17 protein-coding genes are annotated in these 17,496 nt (G+C 59.6%); 7 read left to right on the top strand and 10 right to left on the bottom strand.

Annotated elements, in window-relative coordinates:
- Positions 1–108: 108 nt before the first annotated feature.
- Entirely contained in the window at positions 109–1,692 is a 1,584-nt protein-coding gene (locus QP978_RS10295; RefSeq protein WP_049190697.1) for a succinic semialdehyde dehydrogenase, read from the bottom strand.
- A gap of 71 nt (positions 1,693–1,763) precedes the next feature.
- On the bottom strand, positions 1,764–2,096 hold the full coding sequence (locus QP978_RS10290) for a hypothetical protein (protein WP_048733964.1): 333 nt from the start codon (positions 2,094–2,096) through the stop codon (positions 1,764–1,766).
- A 235-nt stretch (positions 2,097–2,331) separates the two neighbouring features.
- On the opposite strand from QP978_RS10290, the gene QP978_RS10285 reads away from it, so the two are divergent.
- Positions 2,332–3,159 (top strand): Bax inhibitor-1/YccA family protein, encoded by an 828-nt coding sequence (locus QP978_RS10285; RefSeq protein ID WP_048733966.1) that lies wholly within the window; start codon positions 2,332–2,334, stop codon positions 3,157–3,159.
- A 249-nt stretch (positions 3,160–3,408) separates the two neighbouring features.
- Here QP978_RS10285 and greA read toward each other — a convergent pair whose 3' ends face one another.
- Both greA and QP978_RS10275 read right to left on the bottom strand, forming a co-directional pair.
- Positions 3,409–3,921: a transcription elongation factor GreA gene (greA, locus tag QP978_RS10280; protein WP_048733968.1), complete on the bottom strand. Its 513-nt coding sequence runs from the start codon at positions 3,919–3,921 to the stop codon at positions 3,409–3,411.
- A 173-nt stretch (positions 3,922–4,094) separates the two neighbouring features.
- A complete protein-coding gene (locus QP978_RS10275) occupies positions 4,095–4,562 on the bottom strand; it encodes a DUF4307 domain-containing protein (RefSeq protein ID WP_049192848.1) in 468 nt (155 codons plus the stop codon).
- Between the two features lie 261 nt (positions 4,563–4,823).
- Here QP978_RS10275 and mca point away from each other — a divergent pair, with 261 nt between their 5' ends.
- The 4 genes from mca to QP978_RS10255 all read left to right on the top strand — a co-directional run bounded on the left by mca (position 4,824) and on the right by QP978_RS10255 (position 8,220).
- Positions 4,824–5,678 (top strand): mycothiol conjugate amidase Mca, encoded by an 855-nt coding sequence (mca, locus tag QP978_RS10270; protein WP_284857145.1) that lies wholly within the window; start codon positions 4,824–4,826, stop codon positions 5,676–5,678.
- A 27-nt stretch (positions 5,679–5,705) separates the two neighbouring features.
- Entirely contained in the window at positions 5,706–5,990 is a 285-nt protein-coding gene (locus QP978_RS10265; RefSeq protein ID WP_048733974.1) for a hypothetical protein, read from the top strand.
- A gap of 314 nt (positions 5,991–6,304) precedes the next feature.
- Positions 6,305–7,396 (top strand): 3-deoxy-7-phosphoheptulonate synthase, encoded by a 1,092-nt coding sequence (locus QP978_RS10260; protein ID WP_070600924.1) that lies wholly within the window; start codon positions 6,305–6,307, stop codon positions 7,394–7,396.
- A 38-nt stretch (positions 7,397–7,434) separates the two neighbouring features.
- Positions 7,435–8,220: an isoprenyl transferase gene (locus QP978_RS10255; RefSeq protein ID WP_016423188.1), complete on the top strand. Its 786-nt coding sequence runs from the start codon at positions 7,435–7,437 to the stop codon at positions 8,218–8,220.
- 30 nt (positions 8,221–8,250) lie between these two features.
- On the opposite strand, the gene coaA is transcribed toward QP978_RS10255, so the two are convergent.
- Entirely contained in the window at positions 8,251–9,186 is a 936-nt protein-coding gene (gene coaA, locus QP978_RS10250; RefSeq protein WP_042388837.1) for a type I pantothenate kinase, read from the bottom strand.
- A 150-nt stretch (positions 9,187–9,336) separates the two neighbouring features.
- On the opposite strand from coaA, the gene glyA reads away from it, so the two are divergent.
- Complete coding sequence (glyA, locus tag QP978_RS10245) at positions 9,337–10,638, top strand: serine hydroxymethyltransferase (RefSeq protein WP_005510713.1); 1,302 nt, start codon at positions 9,337–9,339, stop codon at positions 10,636–10,638.
- A gap of 41 nt (positions 10,639–10,679) precedes the next feature.
- Here glyA and QP978_RS10240 read toward each other — a convergent pair whose 3' ends face one another.
- Together QP978_RS10240 and QP978_RS10235 are read right to left on the bottom strand one after the other, a co-directional pair.
- Positions 10,680–11,927 (bottom strand): HNH endonuclease signature motif containing protein, encoded by a 1,248-nt coding sequence (locus QP978_RS10240; protein ID WP_239660041.1) that lies wholly within the window; start codon positions 11,925–11,927, stop codon positions 10,680–10,682.
- 158 nt (positions 11,928–12,085) lie between these two features.
- The gene (locus QP978_RS10235) at positions 12,086–12,643 is read right to left on the bottom strand and encodes a GNAT family N-acetyltransferase (RefSeq protein ID WP_284857144.1); all 558 of its coding nucleotides are present in this window, start codon (positions 12,641–12,643) and stop codon (positions 12,086–12,088) included.
- A gap of 80 nt (positions 12,644–12,723) precedes the next feature.
- On the opposite strand from QP978_RS10235, the gene QP978_RS10230 reads away from it, so the two are divergent.
- Entirely contained in the window at positions 12,724–13,482 is a 759-nt protein-coding gene (locus QP978_RS10230) for an enoyl-CoA hydratase-related protein (RefSeq protein ID WP_049172266.1), read from the top strand.
- 42 nt (positions 13,483–13,524) lie between these two features.
- Here the strand turns inward: QP978_RS10230 and metS are convergent, their stop codons facing one another.
- From metS to QP978_RS10215, 3 genes are all read right to left on the bottom strand, one after another.
- Complete coding sequence (gene metS / locus QP978_RS10225; protein WP_048733989.1) at positions 13,525–13,692, bottom strand: methionine/alanine import NSS transporter subunit MetS; 168 nt, start codon at positions 13,690–13,692, stop codon at positions 13,525–13,527.
- Positions 13,693–13,697: 5 nt separating this feature from the next.
- Positions 13,698–15,308, bottom strand: coding sequence for a sodium-dependent transporter (locus QP978_RS10220; RefSeq protein ID WP_049172268.1), 1,611 nt, complete (start codon positions 15,306–15,308; stop codon positions 13,698–13,700).
- 296 nt (positions 15,309–15,604) lie between these two features.
- On the bottom strand, positions 15,605–16,777 hold the full coding sequence (locus QP978_RS10215; protein WP_005510658.1) for an acyl-CoA dehydrogenase family protein: 1,173 nt from the start codon (positions 16,775–16,777) through the stop codon (positions 15,605–15,607).
- Positions 16,778–17,496 lie beyond the last annotated feature (719 nt).

Raw genomic sequence — 17,496 nt, 5'->3', positions numbered from 1 at the left:
AAAAGGCCCCATGAAGTAACAAACGGTGTGCCCGCCCCGCAACACGCCGAGCGGACACACTTTTTGCTACTTAACCCCCGTTTGCTATCTGTGCGCGCTACATGCGGATTACGGCAGGACGTTGAACTTCTTGCCGAGGACAAGTGCCGTGTTGAACACCTTCGAGTACAGCTCACGCGGCATCTGTGGCATCGACACAGGGGAAAGGCGCTGCACGGTCACTGTCTGCTCATCGGTGTACTTCAGCAGGCCGCCCGCTGCTTGACGACGGCCCACACCCGAATCCTTGAAACCACCCATCGGGGCATCGACAGACGCGAAGGCCGCAGCAAAACCATCGTTGACATTGACGGTACCGGCCTCAAGCTGTGGAGCCAGCTCCTTTGCGCGACGCGGGGAGGTCCACAGCGAAGCGTTGAGGCCATAACGGGAATCGTTGGACTTGGCGATAGCCTCATGGACGTCCGAGACACGCTGGAGGACTACCACCGGGCCGAATACCTCTTCGGTCAGCAGGGCGACGCCCTCCGGGACGTCGGTAAGCACGGTCGGCTCGTAGAACAGCGGTCCTAGATCCGGGCGAGGACGACCACCGGCCAGTACAGTGGCGCCGGCCTCGATGGCCTCGTCGACCATGGACTTGACGATGTCGAACTGGCCCTGAGACTGCAGGCAGCCCATTTCGGTTTCCCACTCGTAGCCAGCGCCGATGGACATTGCCTTCACGCGGTCGGTGAATGCCGGGACGAATTCGTCCCAGACGGAGTCCACGACATAGATTCGCTCAATGGACACGCACAGGTGACCGGAGTTGGTGAAGCAGCCGATGCGCGCGCCCTCGACCGCGCGGTTGATGTTGGCATCCTCAGCGACAATCAGCGGGTTCTTGCCGCCGAGCTCCGCGGAGAAACTAATCAGGCGCTCGCCGCACTGCTGTGCCAGTGAGCGGCCGGTCTCGGAGGAGCCGGTGAACATCAGGAAGTCGCACTGGCCGACAATGCCCTGGCCGACAACGCGACCTGGGCCTGGAATGACCTGGAAGAGATCCTCCGGAAGACCAGCGCGGTAGAGCAAATCGACAGCGAAGAGAGCGGTAAACGGAGTGGTGCTGTCCGGCTTGAGCACGATGGCGTTACCAGCCATCAGTGCAGCCAGCGCGTCGGAAACCGCGAGAGTCAGTGGGTAATTCCACGGAGCAATAACACCGACGACGCCCTTTGGGTGGTGGTAGACGGTGGTCTTGGAAAGTACTGGGACAGCACCGTGTGCTCGCTTCGGCTCAAGCAGTTTCGGGCCCTGATTGCCGTAGTAGCGGGCGGTGATAGCGGTGTGTACGAGCTCCTCGTGGGCACTGGCGCGGTTCTTGCCGGTCTCGGCCTGCAGCAGGTCCAGCACCTGGTCGCAGTGGGTAAAGAGCAGGTCGTGGAAGTGGTGCAGCACTTCGCCGCGCTTTTCCGGTGCCATGCGGGCCCACTTCTTCTGCGCCGCACGGGCACGCTTGAAGGCCTCGTCGACATCGGCCTGGGTACCGACAGGAATCTGCGCCAGCTCCTGGCCGGTAAATGGCGCCGAGATAGTGGCGGTCTTCGACTTATCAGCTACCGTGACGCGCTGAAGAAGGCGGGCAACGAGCTCGTCGTTAAGCGGATTGCGGATGGTAGTTCGGTTTGTCGTAGCAGTAGATGCTGTCATGGCACAGATACTACTGTTGCGCGGCGCCCCGAGATAGTAAATTTGGCAAAACTACAAAAACTTAGAAAACTTTAGTAAGTAGTCCAGCCCATCCGACGGTTGCGGTCCGGGTCGCGCGGGCCATCGTTGCCGAACTCGAACGGTTCGTGGCCGTCGACATCGCCGTAGCGCATCTCCGGGTCATCATCCAGATCGTCGTCGACGTCGATGTCCGGCTTTTCCTCGGCCAACCGCTTGCCGAGAGTGTCATGCGGAGAAGCGCCCCGCCAGCGGTCCGGCGGATCCATTACATAATTCTCGCCATCACCGGTGAGGAAGTCGCCATCGAGTCCCTCTGAGCCATCGAGCGTGGTCTCGTCGAAATCACCAGTGGTATCCGGATCGTAGTCAAGGCCATCAGACATCTTGACCAACCTCCTGTTTCATAATCACTCATGTGGTGCCCACGCCTGGCGACTGTGAGTTTTTCCGCGATTACAAAATCACCGCCAGCAGGCGAGGAATTACCTTGATACTAACTGTTTTTCAGGGTTGGGAACAATACCTTTACATCGCCCGTTGTAGAAAGTGTAGGCAAACGTAAGCGCGTGTGCCTGAATACAAAACGTAAGAAAAACTGAGAAAAGAAAGAAGGACGACGTGCGCGAAAGCAGCAATCCTGCATTCAGTTCACTTACTAAGACCGTCGCCCGCGGACAGGCGGGCGCACATCACTACGGCCAAGGTCAGATGGGCGCTGGCTACGGGGATAACCCGTACCAGTCGCAGGTTGCCGCCGACTACCGTCCGATGACGGTCGACGATGTCGTTTCCAAGACCGGCATCACGCTGGCAACCATCATCGTTTTGGCTGCGGTCAATTTCTTCATTGCCGTCAGTGTCTCCACCAGCCTGGCCATGATTCTGACCATTGTCGGCGCCATCGGTGGTCTGATTACTGTTTTGGTTTCCACCTTCGGCAAGAAGTACGGCTCCGCGCCGGTTACCCTCACCTACGCGGCCTTCGAGGGCCTCTTCGTCGGTGGCATCAGCTTCATGTTCACTGCTCCAATTCAGGGCGTTGCCGCTGGTGCGCTGATTATGCAGGCCGTGCTGGCTACCCTGGGTGTCTTCATCGGTATGCTCTTCGTCTACAAGTCGGGCGCTATCCGCGTGACCCCGAAGTTCACCCGTTTTATGAGTGCGGCTCTGATTGGTGTCCTGGTCCTCATGCTGGGCAACCTGGTGCTCTCCCTGTTCGGCCTGGGCTTCCCGCTGCGTGACGGCGGCATGCTGTCGATCATCTTCTCTCTGGTCTGCATCGGCCTGGCAGCCTTCAGCTTCCTGATTGACTTCGATCAGGCTGATCGCCTGGTTCGCGCTGGCGCTCCGGCTCAGTACGCCTGGGGTGTCGCCCTCGGTCTGGCTGTGACCCTGGTCTGGCTCTACACCGAGATTCTGCGTCTGCTGTCCTACTTCAGGGACTAAACGCTAGAAAACTAACTAACGCACAAGCGCCGGGTAGCCCGTTATTACGGGTTGGCCGGCGCTTTGTTGTTGGCAGTCGACGTATTGACCGATAGGGCTGTGCAGTGTGACGTCGTAAAGCGCGATATCGAAGCGGGAGAGGGCACAAAAAATGGACCGATAGGCCATATGGGCTTCTATCGGTCCAAGAATCGGGCACTGTGGCCCGAAGTTGCCGCCTGGGTTGAGGCGGTCTAACGCCGGGAGCGCTTAGGCGTCCATCTCCGGGTCGTACGGCTCAGCCTTGACCACAGTGACAGACACTTCGTCGCCGCTCGGGGAAGCGTAAGTGCGGGTCTCGCCCTCCTTAGCGCCGACCAGAGCCTTGCCCAGCGGGGAATCGGTGGAGTAGGTCTCCAGGTTCGGGTTGGAGGAGTCAGCGCCACGGGTACCGATGAGGAAGGTCTCGGTGTCGTCTTCGTCGCCGTCGTAGTAGACGTGGACCACGGTGCCGACCAGAGCCACACCGGACTCCTGTGGAATCTCGCCGACAGTGGCGCGCTGGAGCAGGTCTTCGAGGTAGCGGATGCGTGCCTCTTCCTGTCCCTGCTGCTCGCGGGCGGCATCGTAGCCGGCGTTTTCCTTCAAGTCGCCCTCTTCGCGGCGCTCGTTAATCTCGGCGGCGATGACCGGGCGGTTTTCATATAGCGCCTCAAGCTCGGCCTTGAGCTTGTCGTAGGACTCCTGGGTGAGCCATGGGCTATTGTTCTTTGCCTCAGTCATGGTTCCTCCTGTGTTTTGGCTATTTAATACAAAAGCGGCCCCGCGTGGGGCCGTCGGCTGCGTCACAGGATAGCACTGTCACGCCACATGGCAATAACAGGCGCGTCGGAGTGTTGTTGCGCACGCTTTACGACGTGCCGTGGAAGCACATAATCCTCGGTTGCGAAAGGAGGTTACTTAGCAGGTGCGAGGAACTCCGGAATGTCGGTGGAGCAGCCGTAGACATCGCCTGCGACGGCCAACTCGCGGGTGGCAATGGGGACGTCCATACGCACCGTAGCGGGGCCGCCGCCCGGGATGAATACGTCGCGACGACCGACCTCTGCCACGTCATAGTTCAGCGCGTAGATAATGCAGTAGCTATCCAGCTCCGGCTTTTCGCGGGTGACGTCCAGCGTGAAGATGAACTGCTCATCTTCCTTACCTGGAGTGCGGCTCCAGCCCGCTTGCGTTGCAGAGACATCCGGGGCGGAGACGCGGTTCATCTGAACGAAGATGTATGCGCCGGCGATGACGAGCATGCCAACAATAGCGATGACAACCAATTTTGCGGGGAGAGTGCGATTATTATCCCCATAGCGCTCGCGCTGTCGCTTCGGCGCTGCGGTATTTCGGGTGTTTCGCTCCGAACTTTCAGCCATGCTTTTTAGCCTATCGGAGTTCTTGGTCGACGTGGTAAAATGTTGACAGTTAAACAATCTTTCTGGTGTGGCGCAGTGTCCTGCTGCTATGTTGTTCCACCGAGTAGCGATGCTGCGTGGTCATATGATGGTGCAGCGCTATAGTGGGGCGGTATTGAAACGGTGCTGTAGTAGCATCGTTGCGGTCGAAGGGCCCCGGCCTCGGCCAGAAAACATGGACTGAGATAGTAGCGGGAGTGACTTCAATTGGCACTTCGTCTGATGGCGATTCACGCTCATCCTGATGACGAATCGAGCAAGGGCGCCGCAACAATGGCCCGATATGTGGCGGAAGGGCATCGCGTCAAAGTGGTGACCTGCACCGGCGGTGAGGCCGGTAGCATTCTCAACCCGGCGATGGATCGGCCGGAGGTGCGGGAGAATATCGCCGCGGTGCGCGTTCACGAAATGGCTGCAGCCGCTGAGATTCTCGGCGTTGAACATGAGTGGCTCGGCTTTACCGACTCCGGTCTGCCTGCGGGTAACCCGGTGCCGGTGCTGTCGCACGGTGTGTTTGCGCGCCAATCGGTCGAGGATGCGACCAAGCCTCTCATTCGGACCATCCGGGAATTCCGCCCGCACGTTGTCATTACTTACGACGAAAACGGTGGTTACCCGCACCCGGACCACATCATGACCCACATCGTGTCCATGCGCGCTTGGCTGGAGTCCGGAACGGATAAGTACCCCGAACTCGGTGAACCATGGGAGATTTCCAAGCTCTACTACACCCACGGTTTCATCAAGGCGCGCCTCATCGCGCTGGATAACTACTACCGTGACAACGGCTTGGAAAGTCCGCTGGCCGAGTCCTTCCGCCGTTGGACTAAGACTCCCGGCGACATCATGACCCGCGTGACCACACAGGTCGAGTGCGGCGATTACTTCCAGCAGCGGGACCAGGCGCTGCTGTCGCACGCCACGCAGATTGATCCGAATGGGCCATTCTTCGCCGTGCCGGTAGACATTCAGCAGCGCGTTTGGCCGACCGAGGAATTCGAACTGGCCCGCACTCGCGTGCAGGCCGAGCTGCCAGAGACTGATCTCTTCGCCGGTATCGGCCCCGACGCGGAATAGTCCGGAATTAACGCTAAGCTGGAACTCATGATTGAAAGCTTCGATGCCTTGGCGGCTCGCACGACAATTTTCCTGGCGCAGAACCCCACTGGTCCGCGGGGTGCTGACTTCGGTAAGGCCTCTCCTATTGGCCTGCTCATCATTGTCGTTTTGCTCATCGTCATCCTGGCTCTCGGCTGGGATCTCTCGCGGCGCGCGAAGCGCATGGCCGCCCGCCGGAAGTTTGCCGAGGCGCACGGTATGGATCCCTTCGATTCCGAGGCCGTGGATAAAGCGATGGCTGCAGCAGAGCAGCGTCGTGAAGCGGAGTAGTTAGCGTCAAGGCATGTGCTCGCCGCTTGACGACGGGCGATGTGTGCACCCCTGATTGCGTCCCATGTAGCGGGATTTGGAGTTCGAATTGCGGGATTCTAGGCAGTGCGCTACAGTCAAGCACATGCGTATGTGGCGATTTTATTTTTCGAAGGCTCCGGAGGCAGTGACGACCTAGTCACAGCCGGCGGCTAATCGTCACGTCGCCACCAACCGGAGCCAAAGGCAGCAGCCCCAACCAATCGGGGGCGCTGCCTTTTGTCGTATCTACAGCCAAAATGCGCAACTAATCACCCAGAGAAAAGAGACCTCAGATGACCCCTCCAACTTCCCTCGAAGCCCCCGCCTCGACCGCGAACCGCCGCGTCGTAGCCTTCCACGACCTGCCCTCCCCAGAAGAGGTCATGGCCAAACAGCCACTGACCCCGAACCTAGTTAACGAAGTGGAGCAGTCGCGACTCGACATCGCTCGCATCATCGCCCGTGAAGACGATCGTCTGCTGGTCGTTGTCGGCCCGTGCTCCATCCACGACCCCGAGGCCGCCATCGACTACGCCCGCCGCCTGAAGGCCACCGCCGATGAGCTCGACGAGGACCTACTGGTCGTCATGCGCGTCTACTTCGAAAAGCCGCGCACCACCGTCGGCTGGAAGGGACTCATCAACGACCCCGACCTGGATAGCTCCTTCAAAATCAACAAGGGCCTGCACATGGCCCGCGAGGTACTCATCGAGGTCCTGCGCACCGGCCTGCCCGCCGGCGCCGAATTCCTCGAGCCCAACAGCCCGCAGTACATTTCCGACGCCGTCTCCTGGGGTGCAATTGGTGCGCGCACCACGGAGTCGCAGGTCCATCGTCAGCTCGCTTCCGGACTTTCCGTGCCCATCGGCTTCAAGAACGGCACCGACGGCAACGTCCAGGTCGCCGTGGACTCGCTGGTCTCCGCAGCAAACCCGCACTTCTTCTTCGGCATGAACGACCAAGGCCGCGCCGCCGTTGTCGAAACCGCCGGCAACCACAACTGCCACATCATCCTCCGCGGTGGCACCTCCGGCCCGAACTGGGACGAAGAATCGCTTAACGACGCCGAAGCGCGCCTGAACAAGGCCGAGCAAACCGTCAGCATCATGGTGGATGCCTCCCACGCCAATTCCGGAAAATCCGAGGTGCGCCAGGCCGAGGTCGTTGAGGAGCTCGGCAAGCTCATCGGGGGCGGCGACGAGCGCATCACCGGCATCATGATGGAGTCCTTCCTCGAAGCCGGCGCGCAAAAAATTACCGATGGTCGTAAGGGCCTCGTATACGGCAAGTCCGTCACCGATGCGTGCATGGATTGGGAAACCACCGACCGGCTGCTGCGTACGCTTGCGGCAGAAGTTCGGAAGCGTCGGCAGGCACGCGACTAAGCACAAAGTGGCCGTGCCCATTGGGTAGGGTTACATATGTGAAAGAAAACCAGCCGTCCTCACTCCGGCGGATCGCCTATCCGCTCTACGAGCGCAAACTAGCCCAAGAGCTAGAAGGAAAACCTCGCCCCAAGCACGTTGCCATCATGGCCGATGGCAACCGCCGCTGGGCGAGGGAGGCTGGATTCACCGACGTCAGCCACGGCCACCGCGTCGGCTCCCGCAAAATCGCAGAATTCGTCGGCTGGTGCGCCGAGCAGGAAATCGAGCTGGTCACCATCTACCTGCTCTCCACCGAAAACCTCGGGCGAGACCCCGAAGAGCTGGAATTACTGTTCGACATCATCGCCGACGTCGTCGACGAATTGGCGCAATCGCCTAACGACGTGCGCCTGCGCATGGTCGGCCACCTCGAGCTCCTTCCGGAAAGAATGACCGCCCGGCTGCGTCACGACGAAGAAGTCACCGCGAACAACACCGGCATCCAGGTCAACATCGCCGTTGGCTACGGCGGCCGGCAGGAAATCGTCGACGCAGTACGCAGAATCATCCGGGAATCAGTCGCCGAGGGAATCGATGCTTCCGAGCTTGAGGAGCGCATCACCACCGATGCCATTTCTCGCCGCCTCTACACATCCGGACAACCGGACCCCGATCTAGTCATCCGCACTTCCGGAGAACAGCGGCTCAGCGGCTTCCTCCTCTGGCAAACCGCCTACTCCGAGATTTGGTTCACCGATACCTACTGGCCCGAGTTCCGCCGCATCGACTTCCTCCGCGCACTTCGAGACTTTTCGCAGCGCTCGCGCCGCTTCGGCAAATAACCTCCCTACATCCGGAAAAATTTCCGGATGTTAGAGTTTGCGCATCCGGACCCTCGAAACCTTGTGGTCCCGCGACTTCGTCAGAACTAATGACGCCCGCACTCGAGTCGGCAAAATGTTTTCCGTAAGGTTCGGCAAGTTCACCTGCTGCCAAATGCGTCGGGCTACCTCGGCCGCAGCTTCGTCGTCAAGCGTGGCGTAATCCGCGAAGTGCGCGCCCGGAGCGCGAAACGCTGTCTGGCGGAGACGGAGGAAACGGCTGATGTACCAACGCTCGATGTCCGCGCGCGGGGCATCGACGTAGACACTGAAATCGAAAAGATCGGAAATCATCAGCGTCGGGCCCGTCTGCAAAACGTTGAGCCCCTCGAGAATGAGAATGTCCGGACGGTCAACATCGACGAACTCATCCGGCACCCGGTCATAGAGCGTGTGTGAATACACCGGCGCCTTCACATGCCGCGCCCCCGACTTCACCGCCGTGACAAACCGCATCAACGCACGCTGATCATACGACTCCGGATACCCCTTGCGCTGCATAATCCCACGGCGATTCAATTCCTCAGAAGGGTAGAGGAAGCCATCAGTAGTAACCAAGTCCACCCGCGGATTAGTCTCCCAGCGCTCGAGCAGCACCTGCAGCAAACGCGCCGTCGTTGACTTGCCGACCGCCACCGAACCCGCGACGCCGATAATAAACGGCACCGACGCCCCCTTCGAAGGATTTTCCCCAAGGAAGTTCGACGTTACGGCGTTCAGCTCCCGATGCGCCGCCACACGCATGTGAATCAGACGAGAAAGCGGAAGATAGACCTCGGCGACTTCGTCCAGGTCGATGTTTTCACCGATACCGGAAAGTCGTTCAGCTTCCTCTTCCGTCAGCACCAGAGGCATATTCTTGCGCATTTCGCGCCACTGCTCGCGTTTGAACTCGACGTACGGGCTGGGGGATGTTGCGCGCGTCATACTTCCAATTGTGCCAAGGGGGTGCCGAAAACCGGAAAACGAGTCAATAAAGGGGGCATACCTGAATGGTGCTGCTTTCGTGGTTTGCCCCATAAAGGGCTAGCATGGCCTGTGGCATTGAAGTTTCATTGAAAGGTCGAAAACCTACTCATGACCGGGTCTAACAATAACGATGTCCGCTACCAATCGCTGCGTGAACTCGATCCCGACCTCGCAGAGGCAATGGCAGGGGAGCTCTCTCGTCAGCGTGACATGCTCGAAATGATTGCCAGTGAGAACTTTGTTCCACGTGCAGTGCTGCAAGCTCAGGGCTCGGTTCTGACCAACAAGTACGCCGAAGGCTACCCGGGTCGTCGTTACTACGGCGGCTGCGAATACGTCGACGTCGTCGAGGACATGGCACGCAACCGTGCCAAGGAGCTCTTCGGCGCTGAGTTCGCCAACGTTCAGCCACACGCAGGTGCGCAGGCAAACGCTGCCGTTCTGCATGCGCTGATCAACGCCGGCGACAAGATTATGGGCCTCGACCTGGCACACGGCGGTCACCTGACCCACGGCATGAAGCTTAACTTCTCCGGCAAGCTCTACCACGTCGCCGCATACGGTGTGGACAAGGACACCATGCGGATCGATATGGACAAGGTGCGTGAGCAGGCGCTCGCAGAAAAGCCGGATGTTCTCATCGCAGGTTGGTCGGCGTACCCGCGCCACCTCGACTTCGAAGCTTTCCGTTCCATCGCCGATGAGGTCGGTGCGAAGTTGTGGACGGACATGGCGCACTTCGCAGGCCTGGTTGCCGCCGGTCTGCACCCGTCGCCGGTTCCGCATTCTGACGTTGTGTCGACTACCGTTCACAAGACCCTCGGTGGTCCTCGTTCGGGCATGATTTTGGCTAAGCAGGAGTACGCCAAGAAGCTGAACTCCGCTGTTTTCCCGGGGCAGCAGGGGGGTCCGCTGATGCACGCCATCGCCGGCAAGGCCGTGGCGCTGAAGATTGCTGGTACCGAGGAGTTCAAGGAGCGCCAGGAGCGCACTCTGGCTGGTGCCCGCATTCTGGCTGAGCGTCTCACCGCTTCCGACTGCGCCGAGGCTGGCGTCGATGTTCTCACTGGCGGCACCGATGTCCACCTGGTTCTGGCGGATCTGCGCAATTCTGAGATGAACGGCCAGGAGGCCGAGGATCTGCTCCACGCTGTTGGCATTACCGTCAACCGCAATGCTGTTCCGTTTGACCCGCGTCCTCCGATGGTTACATCCGGACTTCGTATCGGTACTCCGGCGCTGGCCACCCGTGGTCTCGACGAGAAGGCCTTCACCGAGGTCGCCGATGTCATCGGTACTGCTCTCGCCGCCGGCAAGAATGCGGATGTTGACTCCCTGCGTGCTCGTGTTTCGAAGATTGCTCAGGAATTCCCGCTTTACGACGGCATCGAGGACTGGAACCTCATCTAATTCTGCGTTTTTGCAGCGCAAGTACCCGTTCTAGCAGTGCGCTAGGACGGGTTTTCCCGTACATCCGGGTTTTGGTCCGGAGGTGGTGGCTCCGGCCCGAGCTGTTTCGTCGTGCCTGCCCGGTATCCGGCGTAGGACCTCCCGGACATTGATGTCACGAATGAGTTGCTAAACAGCGGCGGCCGAGTCTTGTCAGGTGGGCGCCATCGAATATGTCCGGATGTGGGGATGCGTTCGAGGTGGCCGTTGCGTCCTTCCCGGTCGTCGTCGTTAAGCCCGTTGTGTTCGCGGCAGACCATGGTGAGGTTGTCCAGCGTGGTTGTGCCGCCGTGTTTGTGGGCGACTAGGTGGTGCGCTTGTCCGCTATAGGCGGGGCGTTCACAGCCGGGCCAGGCGCAGATGGGGTTGTCGATGAGCATCGCGATGCGCTGCTCTTCAGTCGCCAGGCGGGGGTTGCCGATGGGAAATAAGTCCGTAATGGCGCTGTGTTCGTCGTAAAGCACGGCCCACCCGGTGTCGGCGAGTAGGGCGTTGAGGAAGACGTCGGGGGCGAGCGCAGAGCCGTTGGTGGTGGCGGCGAATCGCGGGCTGTAGTCGATGAGGTCTTGTGCGGTGATGATGATGGCGGGTTGGTAGCGCATTTCATCGAGCTTGTCGACGGGCGTTGCGGCATCGGCATGCTCGAGGCGCTCGGCAAGCGCTTGGCCGACGCAGCGGTCGTGGGAAAACTCCGGATGGGACTTCCGGATTTCTGCGGCACGGATGGTAAGCGGCGACAGGAGATTGTCGAGCATATCCGAGGGGCCGGAGATGTGGAAGTGCTTCATTCCCCGGATGTCTACCTTCCGGGAAAATCGGGCGCGCAGATGCTGGGGTGGCTCGTCTTCGGTGTTGAGCTCGGTGAGAGTTTCCCGCATGTAGAGATCGAGTTCTTCGAAGCCGAGGCGTTCGGCGGCAGCGACGAATGTGAGGCGGAGGTTGTCGTGGAGTTCGGCGTTGTTGGCTTGGCGGCTGCGCTTGTCGATAAGCACGCAGGTGTCCAGGCTGAGGCCGAGCTGGCGCGCAAGGGCGGTGGCATCTTCGCGGGCTTTGGTGTTTTCCTCGGTGTCAGCGGGTTGGAGGTAGTGGGCGGCGACGCGTAGCAAAAGCCGGAGGCGCGCCGGGTCAAGGCCGAGGGTTGCCGCCAGGTGGGAGGTGGCGTCGTGGCCGTCGGGACGCGCGGCGTGGAGTTCCGCCAGCGTGTCCATTCCGCGCGAGGCCAGTGCGGCGAGCGTCCCAAGAACTGTCATGCCTTTGAAGGTAAAAGTCCGGATGTAGGGGGACAACGCCTATGGGGGCAGGCTGTGGATAAGTCAGCCGGTTTAGCAGTTATCCACATCCGGACTTTTCACCGCGCAAACGCAGCGCAGCTGCACCGCCGTACCGCCGCACCACGCGCTGCCGTCTGTTACGCCCCGAAGTCACGCAGGGCGCTGCCGGTGAGGCGGAAGGTGTCCCATTCGTCCATGGGGAAGGCGCCGAGGGAGCGGTAGAAATCGATGGAGGGTTGATTCCACTTCAGGACGCACCACTCGACACGTGAGTAGCCTCGCTCCACGGCAATTCGCGCGAGGTTCTGCAGCAGTGCTTTGCCCTTGCCCGTGCCGCGTGCCTCGGGACGGACGTAGAGGTCTTCGAGGTAGATGCCGTGGGTGCCTTCCCAGGTGGAGTAGTTGAGGAACCACAGTGCAATGCCGTCGAGGCGCGGGCTGCCTCCAACACCGCCAACACCGCCAGCAACACCACCAACACCGCCATCACCGCCACCGGCGCTGTCGTCCAAATTTCCGGATGTGGAGTCGACGACGTGGCAGAAAATCGCAGGGTTGTCCCCGAAGAGCTGTTCGCGCAGGCGCTCGGGGGTCAGTCGGACGGCATCGGGTTCTTTTTCGTAGGCCGCCAGGTCTTTGATGAGGTCGACGATCTCGTGGACGTCGTCAGGCGTGGCGGGGCGTGGAAGTGTCATGTGTCCCTTGTTACTCGCGGCGGGTGATTTGGTGCAAAAGTGCGTCCGAGGCGGGGGAGATTGCGATAACCTGCGAAGTTATGAGCAACGTTACTCAAGACTTTTCCGACGGCATTCTAGCCATCACCATCGACCGCCCGGATGCCTATAACTCCCTGGATAAGAATCTTCGCTTGGAGCTGAAAGCCGCTTTTGAGCGTGCGCAGGAGCCGGATGTGCGCGCTGTTATCCTGCTCGGCGGGCCGAAGGCGTTTTGTACGGGCCAGGATTTGAAGGAGCACATTTCTGACCTGCAGTCCGGCGCCGGCATGGGCAAGGTTGTCGAGGAGTACAACCCGATGGTCGCGGAGCTGACCGCGATTAACGTTCCGGTTATTGCAGCTATCGAAGGTGCTGCGGCGGGTGCCGGCTGGTCGTTGGCGCTGCACTGTGATTTCCGTATCGCGGGCCCGAAGGCGTCGTTCAAGGCGGCGTTCCCGTCGATTGGCCTGGCCACGGACTGTGGCATGTCGGCGCTGCTGCCGCGTATGGTCAGCGACGCGAAGGCGCGTGAGCTGTTGTTCTTCGATAAGAAGGTGCTTGCCGACGAGGCCCTGAGCCTCGGCCTGGTCACCGAAGTGGTGGATAATCCAGCGACTCGGGCACGCGAGTTGGCTGCCCAGTTTGCGGCGGGGCCGACGGCCGCGCTGAAGGAGATTAAGGCTCTGCTGCGCCGGGATACCTTGGCTGCTGCTGCGGCGGAGGCGGACGCGCAGGCTCGTTTGGCGGTCTCGGCCGACCATAAGGAAGCGGTGGCCGCGTTCTTGGAGAAGCGACCACCGCATTTCGTAGGTGAGTAAGACAGATACCTGGAGTGGCAGGGGAGAGATAGTAGTGAAGAACTACTGCTCTTCCTGTGCTCCTAGTACTTCACTGGTGAGCTCTGGGTGATCTCCCAGCTCACCGGAAACCTCGTCAGGGTGCTTGGATAGGCTGACCAGCGAGACTGCCAGACCGCCCCAGATGACGATGATGAACAGTGCCATCATGACAATTGCGATACCGGACATTTGGCTTAAACCTCCTCGGTTTCCGGAGTGTGCTTGCGTGGCAGGTGTGAGGACCGCTTGAAATCTGGCGTCACACCGAAGTCCGAGCCCGGAGGGCCATCGAGACGGTGTTGGCCGCGCCAAGGCAGGATGGCCATAATCAGAGCGCCGATGAGAATCACGCCGATGACACCCCAGCCAAAGATGTCGATTTGGGTGTCGGAGTAGCCTTCGTAGTTTTCCTGGAAAAGTCCAATGAGCTCCTGGAACAGGATGACGGCGAGAATGACCGGCGTGATGTTTCCGACGAAGATCTGCCACATGGTGCCGACCTTGAACGAGGAGACGGCGTTGAGGTGCATGGCGAACTCGTTGGTGCGGCGCAGGATCCAGTCGATTGCGATGATGGTCAGCAGTGCAACCAGGACGATACCGACGTTGTTGGTGAACTTATCGACAATGTCGAGGGTTACCAGACCTGAGGTGGTCGGGAAGGCCAGCAGCGAGATGACGGCCATGGCGCCACCGACGGTGAGGGTGGCCTGGACGCGGCCGAGGTTCAGCTTGTCCTTTACTGCGGAGACAACGACCTCGAGCAGCGACATCAGGGAGGTCACACCGGCGATTGCCAGGGAGAGGAAGAACAGCAGCCCGAAGACCGAACCGATGACCTTGGGCATCTCAGAGATGACCGTCGGGAATGCGATGAAGGCAAGACCAATACCGGAGGTTGCGACCTCGTCAACGGCCTCACCCGACTGCGCTGCCATGAAGCCCAGGGTGGCGAAGACACCGATACCGGCGAGAACCTCGAAGGAGGAGTTTGCGAACGCGGTGACCAGGCCGGAGCCGGTGAGGTTCGTGCGTGGCTTCAGGTAGGAGGCGTAGGTCAGCATAATGCCGAAGGCCACGGACAGGGAGAAGAAGATCTGGCCGTAGGCGGCAATCCATACGCTGGAGTCAGTCAGTGCGGACCAGTCTGGGGTGAAGAATGCATCCAGGCCCTTTGCAGCGCCGTCGAGCGTCAGGGAGTAGATGACCACTGCGACGAAGAGGATGGTCAACAGTGGGATGAAGATAATCGAGACCTTGCCGATGCCCTTGTCCACACCAGCGGCCAGAATGCCGATGACGAGTACCCAGACAATGAGCAGGACGATGGAAATCGAGGGGACGAAGTCCAGAGAGAAGACGCTCTCGGTGTCCACTTGGAGGAAGTCCTTCATGAAGTGGGTCTCGGCATCTGGGCCCCAGCTCTTGCGGATGGACTTCCAGGCGTAGATGAAGGACCACGCGATAATAACGGCGTAGTAGACGGTAATGAAGAAGGCGATACCGACCTGGATCCAGCCGATTGGCTCAGCCCAGGGCTTGATCCGACGCATCGACTTCGGTGCGGACCCGCGGAAGCGGTGTCCGATGGCGAAGTCGAGGAAGAGCAGTGGGATACCTGCGGTCAGAAGTGCGACCAGGTAGGGGATAAGGAAAGCGCCACCGCCGGAGTCATATGCGACATAGGGGAAACGCCAGATGTTTCCAAGCCCGACTGCCGAGCCGATAGCGGCGAAAATGAAGGCTGCTCGGGTGGAAAACACCTCCCTTCGCTGAGGGGTAGCGGTCGAGTTGGTTGTGCTCATACCTCTGGAACTCCAATCCTTCATCTCCGGTCACGCGCTCGCGCGGCCTAGGAGGGAATTTGGTGAAGTGCATCACCATTACCTAACAGAATCTTAGTATATGAGATGGGCATCTCATTGTATAGTTTCGGTTTTGTAGGGGGTAATGTTTTTTGGTGAGGGGTATGGCACAGGGGAAGGGAGCTCTAATCCAGCCTCGTAAATAATCGCCAGCCACCTACTTTGAGGTATGCAAAAACCCCGCCAGGAAGACCTGACGGGGTTTGGGGCGAATCGGCTAGACCGACGTGCGCTGTTTACTCTGCGCCGCCCTTGGCGATACGACGGAAGATGATCTCCTTCATGATCTCGTTGGTGCCACCGTAAATGGTCTGGACCTTGGAGTCGAGGTAGTGAGTGGAGATTGGGTACTCGAGCATGAAGCCGTAGCCGCCGAACATCTGCAGGCAGCGGGTAACGATGTCCTGCTGCTCCTCGGTGGTCCAGTACTTGGCCATGGAAGCACCGGTCTCGTCCAGCTGGCCAGCGTTGTGGGCCATAACGGCCTGGTCAACGAAAGCCTGCAGGGCGGTGACGCGGGTGGCGATGTCAGCCAGGTAGTGGCCGTGGACCTGGTGCTGGATAATCGGGCGACCGAATGCCTCGCGCTCCTGAGCGTACTTGTAAGCCAGGGTCCAGGCGCGGCGGGAAGTTGCGACAGAGCCGCAAGCCAGGGTCAGGCGCTCGTGAGCGAGGTTGGTGCGCAGGTAGCCGAAGGCAGCGCCCTCTTCGCCGAGCAGGTTCTCGGCCGGAACGCGGACGTTGTCGAAGTTGAGCTCAGCGGTGTCCTGAGCCTTCAGGCCGACCTTCTGCAGCGGGCCAGCCTTGGTGAAGCCCTCGAGATCAGCGTCGACGATGAACATGGAGACGCCAGCGCGGCCCTTGGATGGGTCGGTGATAGCTGCGACGAGAGCGAAGTCGGCCATCATGCCGTTGGAGATGAAGATCTTGGTGCCGTTGAGGACGTAGTGGTCGCCGTCCTTCTTGGCGAAGGTGCGCATACCTGCCAGGTCAGAACCGGCGCCCGGCTCGGTCATAGCGAGGCAGCCGATGGTGTCGCCGGCGTTCATGGAAGCCAGGTACTTCTGCTTCTGCTCTTCGTTACCGAACTTGGCCAGGTACGGAGCGACCAGGTCGTTGAGAACGCCGAAGGAAACGACGATGGAGCCACAGTCAGCGTTGGAGAGCTCCTCGTTCAGGACCTGGTTGTAGCGGAAGTCCATCTCTCCGCCGCCGCCGTATGCCTCCGGAGTGGACATACCAATCAGGCCCAGCTCGCCGGCCTTCTTGAAAATCTCGCGGTCCGGCTGACCTTCCTTGTGCCAGCGCTCTACGTTCGGGGTGATTTCCTTCTCGACGAAGCCGCGAACCATGTCGCGGAACATGTTGTGCTCTTCTTCGAAGTGAGTACGGGGCAGAAAGTCCTTCATGACATGCTCCTAGAAGTATTGTCGTGGAATTTTTGTCTTAAGGCCTTTTCGTACGTCGCAGATAAACGCTGCAGATAAACGCGATGGCCTCGGTTCATCGTCATAGTGACTATGACTGTTGTACCCCATTATGCATGAGTGTGATGAGAGACACTTGTTTTTTTAAAAGTTTTTTCCCGATTGATGACGTGAAATCGCTTGACGACGGATATTGTGCCCAACCTTCCCGGAAAACTACCCCCGTTGCGGTTGGAGGTTGCTATTGAATCCAGACTATCCTCGACAGTCGGCAATGTTAGGTAATGCTAACCTACAAAGCCAGGTGAATGGCTATTTTTGTCATATCTGACAGGCGGGACCCTGGGGCTTTGGGGTCGATAGGGTAGGCGTTTTGGATGGTCATCATGGGGGTGATTAACGAAACATTCTCGTTTTCTTATTCCCATTAGTGCTGGTGGTAGTTAGTATGAGCATCAGGTGGAGACCGGTTCCCTTGATTATCCGAGCTTCTTCCACTGCAGTCATAGCAACCTCCAATTGCACTCGAAAAAATGACGCGACCTGTGCGCCGTCCCCGTGGAATGGACAGCGAGCAGGTCGCGTTATTTTTATTTTTTATTGCTGCGATTAGGGGTTAAGTAAGGGTTAAGTAGCAAAAAGTGTGTCCGCTCGGCGTGTTGCGGGGCGGGCACACCGTTTGTTACTTCATGGGGCCTTTT

The sequence above is a fragment of the Corynebacterium sp. MSK035 genome, assembly GCF_030232615.1.
Lineage (GTDB): Bacteria > Actinomycetota > Actinomycetes > Mycobacteriales > Mycobacteriaceae > Corynebacterium > Corynebacterium jeikeium_D.
Note: the sequence above shows the minus strand (reverse complement) of the source record. Positions and strands in the feature narration are given on the sequence as shown.

Bases quoted from the DNA above. Each gene is read 5' to 3' on its own strand.
- QP978_RS10215 (WP_005510658.1), bottom strand. From the start codon at position 16,777: ATGAAGGACTTTCTGCCCCGTACTCACTTCGAAGAAGAGCACAACATG.
- QP978_RS10240 (WP_239660041.1), bottom strand. From the start codon at position 11,927: ATGACAGTTCTTGGGACGCTCGCCGCACTGGCCTCGCGCGGAATGGAC.
- QP978_RS10265 (WP_048733974.1), top strand. From the start codon at position 5,706: ATGATTGAAAGCTTCGATGCCTTGGCGGCTCGCACGACAATTTTCCTG.
- QP978_RS10220 (WP_049172268.1), bottom strand. From the start codon at position 15,308: ATGAGCACAACCAACTCGACCGCTACCCCTCAGCGAAGGGAGGTGTTT.
- metS (WP_048733989.1), bottom strand. From the start codon at position 13,692: ATGTCCGGTATCGCAATTGTCATGATGGCACTGTTCATCATCGTCATC.
- QP978_RS10275 (WP_049192848.1), bottom strand. From the start codon at position 4,562: ATGGCTGAAAGTTCGGAGCGAAACACCCGAAATACCGCAGCGCCGAAG.
- QP978_RS10260 (WP_070600924.1), top strand. From the start codon at position 6,305: ATGACCCCTCCAACTTCCCTCGAAGCCCCCGCCTCGACCGCGAACCGC.
- QP978_RS10235 (WP_284857144.1), bottom strand. From the start codon at position 12,643: ATGACACTTCCACGCCCCGCCACGCCTGACGACGTCCACGAGATCGTC.
- greA (WP_048733968.1), bottom strand. From the start codon at position 3,921: ATGACTGAGGCAAAGAACAATAGCCCATGGCTCACCCAGGAGTCCTAC.
- QP978_RS10290 (WP_048733964.1), bottom strand. From the start codon at position 2,096: ATGTCTGATGGCCTTGACTACGATCCGGATACCACTGGTGATTTCGAC.
- coaA (WP_042388837.1), bottom strand. From the start codon at position 9,186: ATGACGCGCGCAACATCCCCCAGCCCGTACGTCGAGTTCAAACGCGAG.
- glyA (WP_005510713.1), top strand. From the start codon at position 9,337: ATGACCGGGTCTAACAATAACGATGTCCGCTACCAATCGCTGCGTGAA.
- QP978_RS10295 (WP_049190697.1), bottom strand. From the start codon at position 1,692: ATGACAGCATCTACTGCTACGACAAACCGAACTACCATCCGCAATCCG.
- mca (WP_284857145.1), top strand. From the start codon at position 4,824: ATGGCGATTCACGCTCATCCTGATGACGAATCGAGCAAGGGCGCCGCA.
- QP978_RS10230 (WP_049172266.1), top strand. From the start codon at position 12,724: ATGAGCAACGTTACTCAAGACTTTTCCGACGGCATTCTAGCCATCACC.